This is a genomic window from Citrobacter freundii ATCC 8090 = MTCC 1658 = NBRC 12681 (genome assembly GCF_011064845.1).
GTDB classification, from domain to species: Bacteria; Pseudomonadota; Gammaproteobacteria; order Enterobacterales; family Enterobacteriaceae; genus Citrobacter; species Citrobacter freundii.
Genome location: NZ_CP049015.1, coordinates 1,209,975 through 1,226,245 on the forward strand (window position 1 = coordinate 1,209,975; position 16,271 = coordinate 1,226,245).

Sequence of the window (16,271 nt, forward strand, 5' to 3'; positions counted from 1 at the left end):
AGTCGCGGGTATGGGCTGCTGTATTTTTTTCCATTACAAGTCATTCAGACTTGCCTAAGAACCATTGCCGCCATGAAGTTTATCATTAAATTGTTCCCAGAAATCACCATCAAAAGCCAATCTGTGCGTTTGCGCTTTATAAAAATTCTGACAGGGAACATTCGTAACGTTTTAAAGCACTATGATGAAGACCTTGCCGTTGTCCGTCACTGGGATCACGTTGAGGTTCGCGCTAAAGATGAAAGCCAGCGCCTGGACATTCGCGACGCGCTGACCCGTATTCCGGGGATCCACCACATTCTTGAAGTAGAAGACGTGCCGTTTACCGATATGCACGATATTTTCGAGAAAGCACTGGTGCAGTATCGCGATCAACTGGAAGGTAAAACCTTCTGCGTACGCGTTAAGCGTCGTGGTAAGCATGAGTTTAGCTCCATTGAGGTGGAACGTTATGTTGGCGGTGGACTGAACCAGCATATTGAATCCGCGCGCGTGAAGCTGACGAAGCCGGACGTGACGGTTAATCTTGAAATCGAAAACGACCGTCTGTTGCTGGTTAAAGGCCGCTATGAAGGTATTGGCGGTTTCCCAATTGGTACGCAGGAAGACGTACTGTCGCTGATCTCCGGTGGTTTCGACTCCGGCGTGTCCAGCTACATGCTGATGCGTCGCGGCTGCCGCGTGCACTACTGCTTCTTCAACCTTGGCGGGGCAGCGCATGAAATCGGTGTTCGCCAGGTGGCGCATTACCTGTGGAATCGCTTCGGTAGTTCGCATCGCGTGCGTTTTGTTGCTATCAACTTTGAACCGGTGGTTGGTGAGATCCTGGAGAAAGTTGATGACGGCCAGATGGGCGTGGTTCTCAAGCGTATGATGGTTCGCGCGGCGTCGAAAGTCGCTGAGCGCTACGGCGTACAGGCGCTGGTAACCGGTGAAGCACTGGGCCAGGTGTCCAGTCAGACGCTGACCAACCTGCGTTTGATCGATAACGTATCAGACACCCTGATCCTGCGCCCACTTATCTCCCATGATAAAGAGCACATCATCAATCTGGCGCGTGAAATTGGCACCGAGGATTTTGCTCGTACCATGCCGGAATACTGCGGTGTAATTTCAAAAAGCCCGACGGTGAAAGCGATCAAATCGAAGATTGAGGCCGAAGAAGAAAACTTCGATTTCTCTATCCTCGATAAAGTGGTTGAAGAAGCGAATAATATTGATATTCGCGATATCGCCCAGCAGACGCAGCAAACCGTGGTAGAAGTGGAAACCGTGAGCGGTTTCGGCCCGAACGATGTGATCCTGGATATCCGTTCTGTGGATGAACAGGATGATAAACCGCTGAAGGTTGACGGCGTGGACGTCGTTTCTCTGCCGTTCTACAAGCTGAGCACCAAATTCGGCGATCTGGACCAGAGCAAAACCTGGTTGCTGTGGTGTGAACGCGGGGTGATGAGCCGCCTGCAGGCGCTTTATCTGCGCGAGCAGGGCTTTGAGAACGTGAAGGTGTATCGCCCGTAATTGAGTAAACACCGTGTTGTAGGCCGGATAAGGCGGTTACGCCGCCATCCGGCAATGCAACGATATTATTCAAAACGCACAGGAAGCGTCTTCCCGTTCGACTCCCAGACGCCTTGATAGACACCGTCTTTTAACTCCAGCGTTATCTTCTCTTGCGCTTGTTCAGCAGCAGATGTCTTCAGTTCATAATGTTGATTGTCGGCTGTATCGCATTTGCCGGTTAATTCAATCGGTGCGCCAAATTTCTGGTAAAAGTAAGCCCCTTCAAAAAAATCACCGTATTTGCAGTCCACCTTCAACACAATACGCATGCTTTTTCCCAGCGTGCCGTACATGACTTTGCCGTCAATGCCGGGCGCTGGCGAAACCTGTGTTGTACTCTTTGCTCCAGTCAGATACTGGCCGTACGGCGTGAGCCGATTTTGCAGTTCCGCGGTTGGGATTTTCGTGGTGAAATCACCCAACTCGTCGAGTGCGCGGCTGGCGTGGTTGCTACAGCGTCCGTTCAGGAAGGCCAGATGGTCTTTTTGCAGGGAGAATTTGTCGATGTAGTACAAACCGTCGGTGTAGGTTGCGCACGATGCGTAGAATTCGGCGTAGTTAAAAACTTCACCTTTCTCTTCTTTTATTTGTTCTGGTGTTTGCGATTTATGCGCATCAACAAATGTGTCGATTTGGCCACGGATATCTTTTCTGATGCGAGTATTTAATTCGGCCATCGTAGAACGGGAAAAGAGGTCGTTGAGGGTAATTGCCGCGCCGTTGGCTAAATCGAAGCTGAGCGGTACATTGTACGATTCGCAATACGCTCCGCAGCCTTCGACAAACATATTCATGGTCAGGATTTTTTCGTCGCGAAATTCAACCGTGTAGTTAAGGTTTGCGGTGGGATTCATGGCTGATTTCGCAAACTGGTTTACTGTGGCCTGCGGAGTATTACCCGGTAGCTGATTGATAAAGGTTGCGAAAATATAATCGTTAATACGTTTCGCAACCTTGGGGTTATCCGTCGAGGAAAACCATGGCACGCGATATTGCATTTCAGTGCTTCCGGGATAGCGATACTCAATACTCTTTATGTCGAGTTGCGTCGCTGTGGCATAACCGGAAAGGAGCAATAAAGCCACTCCACTCAGATATCCTTTCATTATGATTCCTTATAAGGGAGTGGCCTGAAGATTTACTCGTAGTAGTTATAGATTCCCGCTGCCATCACCAGTTGTGATGCAACTTCGTAAGCCTTTTCACGACTGACCAGAAGATCAATGATTTTCAAACCGAAATCGATTGAGGTTCCCGGTCCCTGGCTGGTTAACAGGTTGACGCGCGGATCCCATACGACGCGCTTGTCCTGCCATTGATCAGCGGGGATTTGGTCTTTCAGCGCCGGGTAGCCGGTCATGTTGCCGATGGGAAAAATGTCGTGTGGGACGAGGACGGTGGCAGCCGCGGCACAGATTGCCGCGACAATGCGTCCGGAGCGATGAAACTGCTTCACGGTTTCGACCAGCAGAGGGCTGTCGCGAAAACACTCGGCGCCTTTAATACCGCCCGGCAGTACGATAATGTCGAAATCGCCGTCAGCAACTTCGACTAATGGCGCATCCGCCAGCAGTTTCACACCGCGCGAGCACACGATCGTCAGGTTGCCATCGCTGGCGACGCTGGCGGTTGTGACCTTAATTCCGCCGCGAACCAGTAGATCGATAGTAGTAACCGCTTCGGTTTCTTCACTACCAGGGGCGAGACATACCAGTGCTTGAGCGCTCATACTCACTTTCCTTTCTTTTAACCATTTCAAACAGGCGGGCATTTTCCGGAACGGCGATGCCGTGCGCGCGTGCACGTTTTAACAAATAACCGGTAATGTAGTCGATCTCGGTATGACGCATGGCGCGAATGTCCTGCAGCATAGATGAGATATTTTCCGCCGTACTGTCAATCACTTGCTCGACATAATAGCGTAAATCATCCGCTGATGTGTGGTGGCCTTCGCGTTCGATCACCGCTGCTACTTCCTCACAGATGAGCGCTATTTTTTCAGGATGATGGCGTAGCTCACCGTTTGGGCAATCCCATAATGCGGTCAGCGGGTTAATGACGCAGTTGACGGCCAGCTTGCGCCACAGCTCGGCGCGAATGGTGTTGTGCCAGGCGACGTCCGGCAGCACCTCTTGCAGGGTTTCAGCCAGATAGCTGAAATCGCCGTCTTGCTCACGCGCCGGCCCAATACGCGTTGTTCCCTGAGCGACATGAATGATGACGTTCCCGTCACGGCGTGCTGCGTGGGTGGTGGTACCCATCAGCAAGGGTTGCTTAATGTTATGTAACTCTTCAATCGTCCCCATGCCGTTGTGAATAAGCAGAATGGGCGTGGTTTCAGGCAGAATTGCAGACAGGCCTTTTACCGCATCAGAAACCTGCCAGGCCTTCAGGGTGACCAGCAGCAGGTCACTTTTTGCCAAAAAGTCGGGGTCATTTGCCGTCAGGGATTCATTAAAAACTGAGCCATCCGTGTCGATCAGGTTTACGCTGCAGTAGGGTTGCGGTACGCGCAGCCACCCTTGCACCTCATGTCCATGTTTGCACAGCGCTGTAAGCCATAGCTGTCCTAACGCTCCACATCCCAGTACGGTAATTTTCATTCTTCCTCCTCACCTGCAACAGCACCAGGTGTTAATCCATATCGACCGCACCCTATTATTGTTCGCAGATGTCGCTACCACGTACAATGAAAGGATACAGCCTAGTATAGCGCTGTCTGTTGAGTAACTTTGCAGGTATTATGCTTCGCATCAAAAATGAAGGGAGAGGAAAAGATGCCATCTTTCGATATTGTCTCTGAAGTTGATCTTCAGGAAGCCCGTAACGCGGTGGATAACGCCAGCCGTGAAGTCGAGTCACGCTTTGATTTTCGTGGCGTTGAAGCCACTTTTGAGCTGAATGAGTCAAATAAGACGATTAAGGTGCTGAGCGAGTCTGATTTTCAGGTTAATCAGCTGCTGGATATTTTGCGTGCCAAGCTGATGAAACGCGGTATTGAAGGCACCTCGCTGGACGTACCAGAAACTTTCGTGCACAGCGGTAAAACCTGGTTTGTTGAAGCTAAGCTGAAGCAGGGCATTGAAAGCGCGGTGCAAAAGAAAATCGTTAAGCTGATCAAAGACAGCAAGCTGAAGGTGCAGGCGCAGATTCAGGGTGAAGAAATTCGTGTGACCGGTAAGGCGCGTGACGATCTGCAATCCGTCATGGCGCTGGTTCGCGGTGGCGATCTCGGCCAGCCGTTCCAGTTTAAAAACTTCCGTGATTAAGTCGTAATGCCTGATCCGGCCTACAGGTCGCACACGCTATTTGTAGGCCGGACGAGACGTTAGTTACCATCCGGTAATCATCACGTCTGGCTGATGGCCTGCTCAACCTCAAATCGATTGGTGACTTTGCTGTCGATTTTCACGTAGGCCGAATGCTCTTTCGCCACAATTAACACTTCGCTTATTCCTTCTTTTGCCAGCAGGCGCTGCTTTAACGTGTCATCTGCGGCAATTTCTGGTGGAATTTCCACACGCAGGCTGCTGACATACGGCGGCTCTTTCATTGTGCTTGCCACAATCAACCAAACTGCCGCCAGCAGCGCACTGGCCAGAAATACGGCCTGACCATCAAACATTTCAACCACCCAACCGCCGAGCGAACCGCCAATCGCCACGCCAAGAAACTGGCTGGTGGAGTAAACACCCATTGCCGTGCCTTTGTAACCCGCAGGCGATTCTTTGCTGATAAGCGAGGGGAGGAGAGCTTCCATCAGGTTGAAGGCGAGGAAGAAAATCTGCACCCCCGCAATCAGGCCCCAGAAACGCACGTTAGCGCTCCACAATACAATCTCTGCAATAAGGATCAGTAACACGCAGGCGAGGAACACGCGTTTCATCTTGCGCTTCACTTCGGCGTAAATGATGAACGGCACCACGGAAACAAAGGATAGCAGCATCGTCACCAGATAAATTTTCCAGTGTTCTGCGGCGGGGAAACCGGCTTTCGCCAGTTGTCCTGGTAACGCGACGAAAGTGGACATCAGCAAAATGTGCAGGCACATAATGCCGAAATTGAGCTTCAGCAGTTTGGGCTCCGCCAGCACTTTGCTGAAGCTATCTTTTACCATGCCCGATTCACGGTTTAGTACGTGGCTGGTGCTATTGGGAACGACCCAAATGGTCAGCACGATACCCGTGGTAGCAAGGGCGGCAATCATCCAGAACAGCGCGTGGAGCCCCAGCGCATGGGTAACGATTGGCCCCAGCACCATCGCAATGGCAAAGGTGATACCAAAGCTGACGCCGATAAACGCCATCGCTTTGGTGCGGTTTTGCTCGCGGGTTAAGTCGGAAAGCAGCGCCATCACGGCCGCGGCAATTGCTCCGGAACCTTGCAATGCGCGACCAAGAATAATGCCCCAGATTGAATCGGAGAGCGCGGCAATCACGCTGCCGAGAACGAATACCGCCAGTCCGCCGACAATAAGCGGCTTACGACCAATGCGGTCAGAGAGCAGACCAAAGGGGATCTGGAAGACGGCTTGCGCCAGGCCGTAAATGCCGATGGCAAGGCCAATCAACGCTTCGCTGGCGCCCTGTAGCGCCATACCGTACGTGGTCAGAACCGGTAGAACCATAAACATGCCAAGCATGCGCAACGAGAATACGGTCCCTAAACCCCAGGTGGCGCGCAACTCACCGGGCGTCATTTTGTAATCGTTCATTCCCACCTCTGTATTAATTTCGCGCCTAGTGTAAAGCGCTAAGCAGGCTGGGTAAATATGCGCTTTATTAACAAATGTTGGGGTTGTGAGGGGAGTCGGCTGGAAACGAAAATGCCGGATGACGATACTCACGTATCTTATCCGGCCTACAAGCAATGTGCTTTTTTGTAGGCCGGATAAGGCGTCAGCCGCCATCCGGCATAGAAGATGTGACGATTAACTTACCAGACGTAAGTCAGCAGGTTCTGCGAGTTTGGCACCATAAAGTCGACAGACATCATCACAGAAAGCGCGGTAATGGCGATGATGGAGAAACCGAACAGCTTGCGCGCCCAGACTTTGTCATCTTCCACTTTATAACCGCGCAGCGCCATGCCCAACCACCAGACGCTCACCGCCGCAGCAACAATCAGGTATTTATAACCTGCATAGCCGCCCAGGGTTAGCATCAGCGTGGCGATAGCAAATGCGATGATATACAGCGTGATATGGTTTTTCGCGACTGAAATGCCTTTCACCACCGGCAGTACTGGGATGTTGGCAGCCTGATAATCCTTAAAGCGGAAAATCGCAATCGCGTAAGAGTGCGGCATCTGCCACAGGCTGAAAATAGCCAGCAGAATCAGCGCACCGCTATCGAACTCACCGGTTACGGCGCAGTAGCCAATCACCGGCGGCGCAGCGCCGGAGAGTGAGCCAATCAGCGTGCCATAAACGGAATGGCGCTTCATGTACAGGCTATAGACGCCCACATAGACCACGAAGCCCATTACCCCCAGCCAGCAGGCCAGAGGGTTCGCGCCAAACCACAGCAGCATAAAGCCAGCAATACCCAGCAGGGTGGCGTATACCAGTGAGACCGCAGGGGAAATCAGACCTTTAACCAGCACGCGGTTTTTGGTCCTCTCCATCTTCCTGTCGATATCCCTGTCGATGTAGTTGTTAAATACACAACCCGACGCCACAACCAGTGACACCCCAACCAGCGTGTAGATAAACAGGGGATAATCAATGCTGCCTTTCGAGGCCAGCAGGAACCCCCCAATCACCGAGATCAGGTTGCCAAAGATGATGCCTGGTTTCGTTACTTGCAGGTATTGCTTAAACATCATAATCGCCGCTCTTAGTGCATCATCATGTTGTAGTTAAGGTTCCACATAATCCAGATGGAGCCCACAACCAGGATGGCGATGATTAGCACAGTAAAGACAAAGGCCGTCATGTTCCAACCTTCATCAGATTTGCTATTCATGTGCAGGAAGCACACCAGGTGCACCAGAATCTGTACCACTGCCATTGCCAGAATAGTTCCCAGAATGACGGCCGGAGAGGCAGAACCTGTCATCACCATCCAGAACGGAATGACCGTCAGGATGATCGACAGGATAAAACCTGTCATGTAGGTTTTTACGCTGCCATGGGATGCGCCGCCGCTCTCGTTAGCATGACTCATTACATCGCCCCCATCAGATAAACAACAGTGAACACACAGATCCATACCACATCCAGGAAGTGCCAGAACAGGCTCAGGCACATGATGCGGGTACGGTTAGTACTGGTCAGGCCGCGACGAGCGACTTGCACCATCAGAACCGCCATCCAGATAAGACCGGAGGTGACGTGCAGACCGTGCGTGCCGACCAGCGCGAAGAACGCAGACAGGAAACCGCTACGATCCGGGCCCATGCCGTTAACAATCAGGTGATGGAATTCATAGAGTTCCATCCCGATGAATCCGGCACCGAACAAGAAGGTCAACGCCAGCCAGGAGATAACCTGGCTCTTGTTGTTCTTGTACATGGCAATCGCTGCCATGCCGTAAGTAATGGAGCTGAATAACAGCAGGAATGTTTCAACCAGAACGAACGGCAGTTCAAAAATGTCTTTACCTGTTGGGCCACCTGCGGTGCCGTTCACCAGAACGGCATAGGTTGCAAACAGAATAGAGAACAGAATGCAGTCGCTCATCAGGTAGACCCAGAATCCGAAGATCTTGGTCTGGCCTGCATCGTGGTGCCCGTGTTCGTGCGCGTGGGCAGTCGCGTGCGTTAAAGTATCAGTTGCCATTTTTCAGCCCTGCCTTAGTAATCTCATCGAAATGCTGGTTTTCCAGTTTTTCGACTTCCGGGACCGGCACGTAGTAATCCACGTCTTCATCAAAGCTTTTCACAATCCAGCTGATGATCATGCCTGCGAAGCTTGCAATCGCCAGCCACCAGATATGCCAGATCATGGCGAAACCAAACAGTGTTGCGAAGGCGGTAATGACGATACCGGCACCGCTGTTCTTCGGCATATGAATTTCTTCATAGTGCGCAGGCTGCTTGTACGCTTCACCTTTTTCTTTCATTTCCCAGAAGGCATCACGCTCGTGAACGTGCGGCACAACGGCAAAGTTATAGAACGGAGGCGGGGAAGAGGTTGCCCATTCCAGCGTACGACCACCCCATGGGTCACCGGTCAGGTCACGGTTCTGCTCGCGGTCGCGAATAGAAACGTAGATCTGAATCAGCTGGCACAGGATACCCAATGCAATCAGCGCGGCACCGCAGGCGGCAACGACCAGCATCGGATGGAACTGTGGGTCAATCTGCTGGCTGAGACGACGGGTCATACCCATGAAGCCCAGCACGTACAGCGGCATAAATGCCACGAAGAAGCCGATGATCCAGAACCAGAATGCGCGTTTACCCCAGGTTTCGTTCAGCGTGAAGCCAAACGCTTTTGGCCACCAGTAGGTCATACCTGCGAAGCAGCCAAATACGACGCCGCCGATAATAACGTTATGGAAGTGCGCAATCAGGAACAGACTGTTGTGCAGTACGAAGTCTGCGCCCGGAACCGCCAACAGTACGCCGGTCATGCCGCCGACTGAGAAGGTCACGATAAAGCCAATCGTCCACAGCATCGCTGAGTGGAATACGATACGGCCCTGATACATGGTGAACAGCCAGTTGAAGATCTTCACCCCGGTCGGGATGGCGATAATCATGGTGGTAATACCGAAGAAGGCGTTTACGTTAGCGCCTGCACCCATGGTGAAGAAGTGGTGCAGCCAAACAACGAACGACAGAACGGTGATACACACGGTTGCCCACACCAGCGAGGTGTAACCAAACAGACGTTTACGTGAGAAGGTTGCTGCGATTTCGGAGAACACCCCGAAGACCGGCAGAACCAGGATATACACTTCCGGATGGCCCCAGGCCCAAATCAGGTTGATGTACATCATCATGTTGCCGCCCATATCGTTGGTAAAGAAATGGGTACCCAGATAGCGATCCAGGGTCAGCAACGCGACGGTAACCGTCAGGATTGGGAAAGAGGCGATAATCAGGATGTTCGCGCACAGAGACGCCCAGCTGAATACCGGCATCTTGAACATGGTCATTCCTGGTGCACGCATCTTAATGATGGTCACAAAGAAGTTGATACCGGTCAGGGTTGTACCAATACCGGACAACTGGACTGCCCATATCCAATAATCGACCCCGACGCTTGGACTGTACTCTATTCCCGAGAGCGGCGGATACGCCAGCCAACCGGTCTGCGCGAATTCACCCACGCCCAGAGACAGGTTAACCAGGATTACGCCGACAACGGTGAACCAGAAGCTCAGGTTGTTCAGGAACGGGAATGCAACGTCACGTGCACCGATCTGCAGTGGAACCACCAGGTTCATCAGACCGATAACAAATGGCATTGCCACGAAGAAGATCATAATCACGCCGTGAGCCGTGAAGATCTGATCGTAGTGGTGAGGAGGCAGGAAGCCCGCTTCACCCGCAGAAGCCAGCGCTTGCTGACTACGCATCATGATGGCGTCGGCAAAGCCACGAATCAACATGACGATTGCAACAATGACATACATGATGCCAAGGCGTTTGTGGTCAACCGAAGTCAGCCACTCTTTCCACAGGTAGGTCCACTTACCGAAGTAAGTGATTAGGCCCAGTAAGGCCGCACCACCGATGATAATGGCAGCGATCGTAACCATGACAATGGGTTCATGGAACGGCACTGCATCCAGCGTCAATTTTCCGAACATCGTATTCTTCCTCGGCCCCTTAGTGAGCGGATTCCGCGTGGCTCATGTCCATGCCTTCCATGCCTTCGTGTGCGTTGTGCTCACCTTCGGGTTGGGTCATGTCCATGCTCTTACCGTGAGCCATAAATTTGTTAATAACATCTTTAAACAAATCGGGTTTCACGTTGGAGAAGTATTCCACCTGGTTGTATTCGCTTGGCACAGCCACTTTCTCGAACGCAGCCATGTCGCTCATGGTGTTCGTGGACTGTTTAGCTTTAGCAACCCATTGGTCGAATTCGGCGCGGTCCTTTGTTGCGATAGCCTTGAACTTCATACCGGAGAAGCCTGGTCCGCTATAGCTTGCGGAGATACCATCATAAGTACCGACTTCGTTGGCGATCAGATGCAGTCGAGTCTGCATACCGGCCATGGCATAAATCTGGCTACCCAGACGCGGGATAAAGAAGGAGTTCATCACGGAGTTGGATGTCACTTTGAACTCAACCGGAGTATTCGCCGGGAAGGCGATTTCATTCACGGTAGCGATACCCTGTTCCGGATAGATGAAGAACCATTTCCAGTCCATGGAAACCACTTCGATGGTAATGGGCTTCTCGTCATGCGCCAGCGGTTTGCTTGGCTCAAGAGCGTGAGTGGTTTTCCAGGTCAGAACGGCAAGGAAAATGATGATTAAGATCGGCACCGTCCAGACCACAGCTTCCACTTTATTGGAGTGTGACCAGTTCGGGCTGTACTTCGCATCTTTATTGCTTGCACGATACTTCCAGGCAAAACCAACAGCCATCAAGATGGCAGGAATAACGACAATCAACATCAGGCCAAATGCCGTCAGTATCAGTGAACGTTGTTCCAGTCCAATCTGTCCTTTAGGGTCAAGCAGCGCAGAATTACAGCCACTGAGTAACGCAGTGCCTGCAATTAATGACAACCATCCCAAACTTTTATTGTATTTCCTGAGTCTCATTTAACGACCTCAATTCCACGGGACCGGGTGGCGTTTAAAGTGTGAGGGCATTTTACGGGAAGGTTACATTACTGTAAACATCCTTGGATCTGTGTTACTGGGTTCTGCCGTGCATGTCACATATGTTGCAATATATGTCGCTTTGACTTTAAGAACCTGTTGCAACATCACGTTATAACGAAAGCAGGCAGGTGGGGGGCAGGCTGAGGGCAATTGGTATAACCAATACGAAAATAAAACAATTGTTTAACAATTGATTATCAATAAAAAGACAAATTGGGAACAAAAAATAAATCTGTAGTGGCTGAATCGAGTAAGGAAAATAAAATATATAAAAGGCGTCAATAATTTCCAAATTCTTTGGCGCACAAAATAACAAATATTATTTTTATCAATTGTTGTTTATTTAGCCGTTATAATTACGCAAGGTGATTACAACGGCTTATTAATACGGTTTTTTACGCCAGACGGTTTTTGCGCAGAGCCAGATAATCCAGCAATCCACCAAAAATCACCCCGCAGACCGCGACCGCCACCGAGACTTCAAGCAGTTCCGGCAGGAAGGAGAAGTTGGTGTAATCCAGCGCGTTCATGGTTAACAGTAGCAGCCAAACCAGCAGCAGGCAGCAGCCCACTACCAATGTCATTAATGCCAGACTGTACGCTCCACGAAATTCCGTACGCGGAATAAAGCTTTCATTTTGCCAGCTATGTTCCAGGGTCTGGCGACATACCAGCAGCAGTATGAGGCCGGGGATCGCGGCAAACACGGAGAACAGATAAAACGTCGGCCAGCCGTGTGCTTCGACAAACCAACCCGCTACCGGGCCAACGTAAACGCGACCAACGGCTGAAAGCGCGGAGAGCAGGGCGAACTGGGTCGCTGAGAAGGACTTATTGCACAGCGTCATTAATAAAGCGACAAACGCCGCAGTGCCCATTCCGCCACACAGGTTTTCAAAGAAGACGGCGGCCGCCATACTGAACATGTGTTTGTCAGTGATGGACAATAGCCAGTAGCCTGCATTTGACGCCCCTTGCAGAATGCCAAATATCAGCAATGCGCGGAACAGCGAAAGGCGCTGCATCAGGATCCCGCCGTACAATGCACCAACGATGGTTGCCAGAAGCCCGAGCGTTTTATTCACCACACCAACCTCACCCGCATCAAATCCAACGCCGCGGATCAAAAAGGTGGTGGTCAGGCTCATGGCGAAGGCATCCCCGAGCTTATACAGCACAATAAGCAGCAGGATAAGCCAGGCGTTGTTACGACCAAAGAAGTCGCGCAGCGGAGCCGCAACCGCCTGTTCCAGCGTTTTAGGTACCGGAATGGTATCAGTCGGTTCAGGTGCTAACAGGGTGGCGATGATACAAGGAATCAACAGCGCTGCCATCAGCCAGTACATCCCTTGCCAGCCCAGCCAGCGATCGGCCATCCACAGGGCCAGTCCGCCTGAAACCAGCATCCCTAATCGATAGCCCAGCACGCTGATAGCCGCGCCGGTGCCGCGCTCTTCTGCGGGCAACACGTCGGTTTTCCAGGCATCAAAGACGATATCCTGCGAGGCCGAGCAAAAAGCGATCACTACTGCGAGTGCGGCCATCCAGCGTAACTGTGTGCCAGGCTCCAGAAAGCCCATCGCGGCGATAGAAATTAACAACAGCACCTGGGTCGCCAGCAGCCAGCCGCGACGTCGACCTAAAAACGGTGGCGTGTAACGGTCCATCAACGGGGACCAGAGAAACTTAAATACGTAGGCCTGACCTACCAGGGAAAAGAAACCGATGGTTTTAAGATCGATATTCTCGACCGTCATCCACGCCTGAAGCGTACCGGAGGTGAGTGCGAGCGGTAAACCGGAGGCGAACCCCAGAATAAGCAGGATAGCTGAGCGTGGTTGCTGAAAAATACGTAAGTAATGACTGGACATGGGCTTCTATAGGCCCGACGAACGCCGGGCCATATGGGCAGAAATTAACGAGCGTTCTGCTTGATGAAATCGTGAACGCTGGTGTCCTGAGACATATCAGCGATGGTGTCGGTCAGCACGCTGTTAACGGCGTCAGCGATATTTTTGTTAGAGGCCTGCAGTGCGCCTTCAACAGAATAGCTTGCGCGGTAGTTTTTGGTCATCTTGTTGCCGTTAGCAGCGGTCGCAATGATGGCGATATCTGCTTTGGTGGCAATGTTATAGCGCACGCTACCCTGAGACAAGTCAGCGTACAGCTGGCTAACAATGATTTGCAGGTTTACAGCGCCGTTTGGTCCAATCATATAACCGCGTGCGGTCATCTGTTTTTCCAGTACTTCTTGCAGCAGGAAGCGCAGATCGCGGGACGCAGTCAGCGTAACCAGCTGGTTGTCGCGGGTGACTTTTGCCAGCGCTTGATCCTGACGCTGGTCGGCACCGTTGATGCTAACGGTCACGCCCATCAGGCTTGGGTCCTGCTGTGGCAGGGTAATTTTCGGGGAGACTTCAATAGTGGTCGGCGGCGTTGCGCATCCAGCTAACATGAACATCGCGACTAACGGGAATAGGATTTTTTTAAACATGCCAGGGCTCTCAGCGAATCTAAATTGTATGGTTAGAGAAAATTCCCGCCATCATAACATCGCCAACGATGAGGGGAAGTGGGTAACGCATGTAAATTCATTGTGTTGTCCGTTTTATGACTTTGTGGAGACCATAAACGGACTTTTTGCAATAAAACGAAGTGAGGATTCAGTGAACTTCATCCGTTTGGCTGAGAAAATCAGACAAGCGCTAATTTTTTGTTGCTAAGGTGTAATGAAAACGGTAAAAGCGGCTAGTATTTAAAGGGATGGGTGACATCTCAGCGTTGTCGGAGGAAAATTTCATGATGATTCGTGAGCAAATAGAAGAAAAATTAAGGGCAGCGTTCGAACCCGTGTTCCTCGAAGTTGTGGATGAAAGCTATCGTCACAATGTCCCGGCTGGTTCTGAAAGCCACTTTAAGGTTGTGCTGGTTAGCGATCGCTTTACAGGTGAACGTTTTCTTAATCGTCATCGGATGATTTACAGCACGTTAACGGCGGAGCTTTCCACAACCGTTCACGCACTTGCCCTGCATACCTACACCATTAAGGAGTGGGAAGCGTTGCAGGATACGATTTTTGCATCGCCTCCGTGTCGTGGGGCGGGAAGCATCGCGTAAAACGGATTTGCAACAACCGACGCTTTTCCAGTATGTTGCTACAGATTATGTGAAAACGGCCTGCGGGCCGTTTTGTTTTGTCTGAATTCTGGGGCAGTCGTACAGTATTCAGACAAAAATTAGCCGGGAATTGTGAAAAAAGCCGCAGCAACGCGCGATAACCGTTCTCGACTCATAAAAGTGATGCCGCTATAATGCGCGTCTTATTTTTCGGAATGTCTTCGGGATGATTCTGACGACAGGGAATGTGATTGCTTATGAGAACATCCCAGTTCCGCGAAGCCAACAACCTGTGCTTGCGGAGAAGAGTTGACCGAGCACTGTGATTTTTTGAGGTAACAAGATGCAAGTTTCAGTTGAAACCACTCAAGGCCTTGGCCGCCGTGTAACGATTACTATCGCTGCTGACAGCATCGAGACCGCTGTGAAAAGCGAGCTGGTCAACGTAGCGAAGAAAGTGCGTATTGACGGTTTCCGCAAAGGAAAAGTACCGATGAATGTTGTTGCTCAGCGTTATGGCGCATCTGTTCGCCAGGACGTTCTGGGCGACCTGATGAGCCGCAACTTCGTTGACGCGATCATCAAAGAAAAAATCAATCCGGCTGGCGCACCGAACTACGTTCCGGGCGAATACAAACTGGGTGAAGATTTTACTTACGCGGTAGAGTTCGAAGTTTACCCGGAAGTTGAGCTGACTGGTCTGGAAGCAATCGAAGTTGAAAAACCGGTTGTTGAAGTCACCGACGCTGACGTTGACGTGATGCTGGATACCCTGCGTAAGCAGCAGGCTACCTGGAAAGACAAAGACGGCGCTGCTGATGCAGAAGACCGTGTAACCATCGACTTCACCGGTTCTGTAGACGGCGAAGAGTTCGAAGGCGGCAAAGCGTCTGACTTCGTACTGGCGATGGGTCAGGGTCGTATGATCCCAGGCTTTGAAGAAGGCGTTAAAGGCCACAAAGCTGGCGAAGAGTTCACTATCGACGTGACTTTCCCGGAAGAGTACCACGCTGAAAACCTGAAAGGTAAAGCAGCTAAGTTCGTTATCAACCTGAAGAAAGTTGAAGAACGCGAACTGCCGGAACTGACTGAAGAATTCATCAAACGTTTCGGCGTTGAAGATGGTTCCGTAGCAGGTCTGCGCGCTGAAGTACGCAAAAACATGGAACGCGAGCTGAAAGGCGCTGTGCGTAACCGCGTTAAGTCTCAGGCGATCGAAGGTCTGGTAAAAGCTAACGACATCGACGTTCCGGCTGCGCTGATCGACAGCGAAATCGACGTTCTGCGTCGTCAGGCTGCACAGCGTTTCGGCGGCAACGAGAAACAAGCTCTGGAACTGCCGCGTGAACTGTTCGAAGAACAGGCTAAGCGTCGCGTAGTTGTTGGTCTGCTGCTGGGCGAAGTGATTCGCACCAACGAACTGAAAGCTGACGAAGATCGCGTTAAAGGCCTGATCGAAGAGATGGCTTCTGCTTACGAAGATCCGAAAGAAGTGGTTGAGTTCTACAGCAAAAATAAAGAGCTGATGGACAACATGCGTAACGTCGCTCTGGAAGAGCAGGCTGTTGAAGCCGTTCTGGCGAAAGCGAAAGTGACTGAAAAAGCCACTTCCTTCAACGAGCTGATGAACCAGCAGGCGTAATTCGTCGCTTTTTTAGCACGAATTTCGTACGCAAGCCCGTCACCTTTTGGTGGCGGGTTTTTTTTTGTCACGCATTTTGCATGGGAAGAGTGCGAAAACAGCGTTTCAGTGTTAGCGTTACAACAAAAGATTGTTATGCTTGAATTATGGCGATGTC

Annotated in this window: 15 protein-coding genes; 4 read left to right on the forward strand and 11 right to left on the reverse strand. The window is 51.3% G+C overall.

The genetic code is table 11. The features are described 5' to 3' along the window. Positions 1-72: 72 nt before the first annotated feature. A complete protein-coding gene (gene thiI, locus G4551_RS05765; protein ID WP_003835961.1) occupies positions 73-1,521 on the forward strand; it encodes a tRNA uracil 4-sulfurtransferase ThiI in 1,449 nt (482 codons plus the stop codon). A 65-nt stretch (positions 1,522-1,586) separates the two neighbouring features. Here thiI and G4551_RS05770 read toward each other — a convergent pair whose 3' ends face one another. From G4551_RS05770 to panE, 3 genes are read right to left on the reverse strand one after another with little or no spacing between them, the layout of a single operon-like run. Further along, positions 1,587-2,669 carry a hypothetical protein gene (locus tag G4551_RS05770; RefSeq protein WP_032941217.1) on the reverse strand — a complete coding sequence of 361 codons (1,083 nt, stop codon included), beginning with the start codon at positions 2,667-2,669 and terminating at the stop codon, positions 1,587-1,589. A gap of 32 nt (positions 2,670-2,701) precedes the next feature. Then, positions 2,702-3,292 (reverse strand): protein deglycase YajL, encoded by a 591-nt coding sequence (yajL, locus tag G4551_RS05775; RefSeq protein WP_003835959.1) that lies wholly within the window; start codon positions 3,290-3,292, stop codon positions 2,702-2,704. Next, positions 3,255-4,166 (reverse strand): 2-dehydropantoate 2-reductase, encoded by a 912-nt coding sequence (panE, locus tag G4551_RS05780; protein WP_003021593.1) that lies wholly within the window; start codon positions 4,164-4,166, stop codon positions 3,255-3,257. Before panE ends, yajL begins: the two co-directional genes overlap by 38 nt. Positions 4,167-4,340: 174 nt before the next feature. Between panE and G4551_RS05785 the strand changes: the two genes are divergently transcribed. After that, positions 4,341-4,832, forward strand: a complete 492-nt coding sequence (locus G4551_RS05785; protein WP_003835958.1) for a YajQ family cyclic di-GMP-binding protein — start codon at positions 4,341-4,343, stop codon at positions 4,830-4,832. 80 nt (positions 4,833-4,912) lie between these two features. On the opposite strand, the gene G4551_RS05790 is transcribed toward G4551_RS05785, so the two are convergent. The 8 genes from G4551_RS05790 to G4551_RS05825 form a co-directional block, all read right to left on the reverse strand. Further along, a complete protein-coding gene (locus G4551_RS05790; protein WP_003835957.1) occupies positions 4,913-6,277 on the reverse strand; it encodes an MFS transporter in 1,365 nt (454 codons plus the stop codon). A gap of 221 nt (positions 6,278-6,498) precedes the next feature. After that, on the reverse strand, positions 6,499-7,389 hold the full coding sequence (cyoE, locus tag G4551_RS05795) for a heme o synthase (protein ID WP_003835956.1): 891 nt from the start codon (positions 7,387-7,389) through the stop codon (positions 6,499-6,501). A gap of 11 nt (positions 7,390-7,400) precedes the next feature. Further along, entirely contained in the window at positions 7,401-7,730 is a 330-nt protein-coding gene (locus G4551_RS05800) for a cytochrome o ubiquinol oxidase subunit IV (protein WP_003021607.1), read from the reverse strand. Further along, positions 7,730-8,344 carry a cytochrome o ubiquinol oxidase subunit III gene (locus tag G4551_RS05805; RefSeq protein WP_003831007.1) on the reverse strand — a complete coding sequence of 205 codons (615 nt, stop codon included), beginning with the start codon at positions 8,342-8,344 and terminating at the stop codon, positions 7,730-7,732. The genes G4551_RS05800 and G4551_RS05805 overlap by 1 nt, the downstream gene beginning before the upstream one ends. Further along, positions 8,334-10,325, reverse strand: coding sequence for a cytochrome o ubiquinol oxidase subunit I (gene cyoB, locus G4551_RS05810; protein ID WP_003021610.1), 1,992 nt, complete (start codon positions 10,323-10,325; stop codon positions 8,334-8,336). The genes G4551_RS05805 and cyoB overlap by 11 nt, the downstream gene beginning before the upstream one ends. Positions 10,326-10,344: 19 nt before the next feature. Further along, positions 10,345-11,292, reverse strand: coding sequence for a cytochrome o ubiquinol oxidase subunit II (gene cyoA / locus G4551_RS05815; protein WP_003021613.1), 948 nt, complete (start codon positions 11,290-11,292; stop codon positions 10,345-10,347). Positions 11,293-11,750: 458 nt separating this feature from the next. Then, positions 11,751-13,226 (reverse strand): muropeptide MFS transporter AmpG, encoded by a 1,476-nt coding sequence (ampG, locus tag G4551_RS05820; protein ID WP_003021615.1) that lies wholly within the window; start codon positions 13,224-13,226, stop codon positions 11,751-11,753. 44 nt (positions 13,227-13,270) lie between these two features. Then, positions 13,271-13,849 (reverse strand): lipoprotein, encoded by a 579-nt coding sequence (locus G4551_RS05825; protein ID WP_003835955.1) that lies wholly within the window; start codon positions 13,847-13,849, stop codon positions 13,271-13,273. 305 nt (positions 13,850-14,154) lie between these two features. On the opposite strand from G4551_RS05825, the gene bolA reads away from it, so the two are divergent. Continuing rightward, positions 14,155-14,472, forward strand: a complete 318-nt coding sequence (bolA, locus tag G4551_RS05830) for a transcriptional regulator BolA (protein WP_003021619.1) — start codon at positions 14,155-14,157, stop codon at positions 14,470-14,472. A 343-nt stretch (positions 14,473-14,815) separates the two neighbouring features. Beyond that, positions 14,816-16,114 (forward strand): trigger factor, encoded by a 1,299-nt coding sequence (gene tig / locus G4551_RS05835; protein WP_003021622.1) that lies wholly within the window; start codon positions 14,816-14,818, stop codon positions 16,112-16,114. Positions 16,115-16,271 lie beyond the last annotated feature (157 nt).

What these genes read in the sequence shown, in the direction of transcription:
- G4551_RS05805 (WP_003831007.1), bottom strand. Translation starts at nt 8,344, where the DNA reads ATGGCAACTGATACTTTAACGCACGCGACTGCCCACGCGCACGAACAC.
- thiI (WP_003835961.1), top strand. Translation starts at nt 73, where the DNA reads ATGAAGTTTATCATTAAATTGTTCCCAGAAATCACCATCAAAAGCCAA.
- cyoB (WP_003021610.1), bottom strand. Translation starts at nt 10,325, where the DNA reads ATGTTCGGAAAATTGACGCTGGATGCAGTGCCGTTCCATGAACCCATT.
- yajL (WP_003835959.1), bottom strand. Translation starts at nt 3,292, where the DNA reads ATGAGCGCTCAAGCACTGGTATGTCTCGCCCCTGGTAGTGAAGAAACC.
- panE (WP_003021593.1), bottom strand. Translation starts at nt 4,166, where the DNA reads ATGAAAATTACCGTACTGGGATGTGGAGCGTTAGGACAGCTATGGCTT.
- G4551_RS05800 (WP_003021607.1), bottom strand. Translation starts at nt 7,730, where the DNA reads ATGAGTCATGCTAACGAGAGCGGCGGCGCATCCCATGGCAGCGTAAAA.
- G4551_RS05825 (WP_003835955.1), bottom strand. Translation starts at nt 13,849, where the DNA reads ATGTTTAAAAAAATCCTATTCCCGTTAGTCGCGATGTTCATGTTAGCT.
- G4551_RS05785 (WP_003835958.1), top strand. Translation starts at nt 4,341, where the DNA reads ATGCCATCTTTCGATATTGTCTCTGAAGTTGATCTTCAGGAAGCCCGT.
- bolA (WP_003021619.1), top strand. Translation starts at nt 14,155, where the DNA reads ATGATGATTCGTGAGCAAATAGAAGAAAAATTAAGGGCAGCGTTCGAA.
- G4551_RS05790 (WP_003835957.1), bottom strand. Translation starts at nt 6,277, where the DNA reads ATGAACGATTACAAAATGACGCCCGGTGAGTTGCGCGCCACCTGGGGT.
- tig (WP_003021622.1), top strand. Translation starts at nt 14,816, where the DNA reads ATGCAAGTTTCAGTTGAAACCACTCAAGGCCTTGGCCGCCGTGTAACG.
- cyoA (WP_003021613.1), bottom strand. Translation starts at nt 11,292, where the DNA reads ATGAGACTCAGGAAATACAATAAAAGTTTGGGATGGTTGTCATTAATT.
- cyoE (WP_003835956.1), bottom strand. Translation starts at nt 7,389, where the DNA reads ATGATGTTTAAGCAATACCTGCAAGTAACGAAACCAGGCATCATCTTT.
- ampG (WP_003021615.1), bottom strand. Translation starts at nt 13,226, where the DNA reads ATGTCCAGTCATTACTTACGTATTTTTCAGCAACCACGCTCAGCTATC.
- G4551_RS05770 (WP_032941217.1), bottom strand. Translation starts at nt 2,669, where the DNA reads ATGAAAGGATATCTGAGTGGAGTGGCTTTATTGCTCCTTTCCGGTTAT.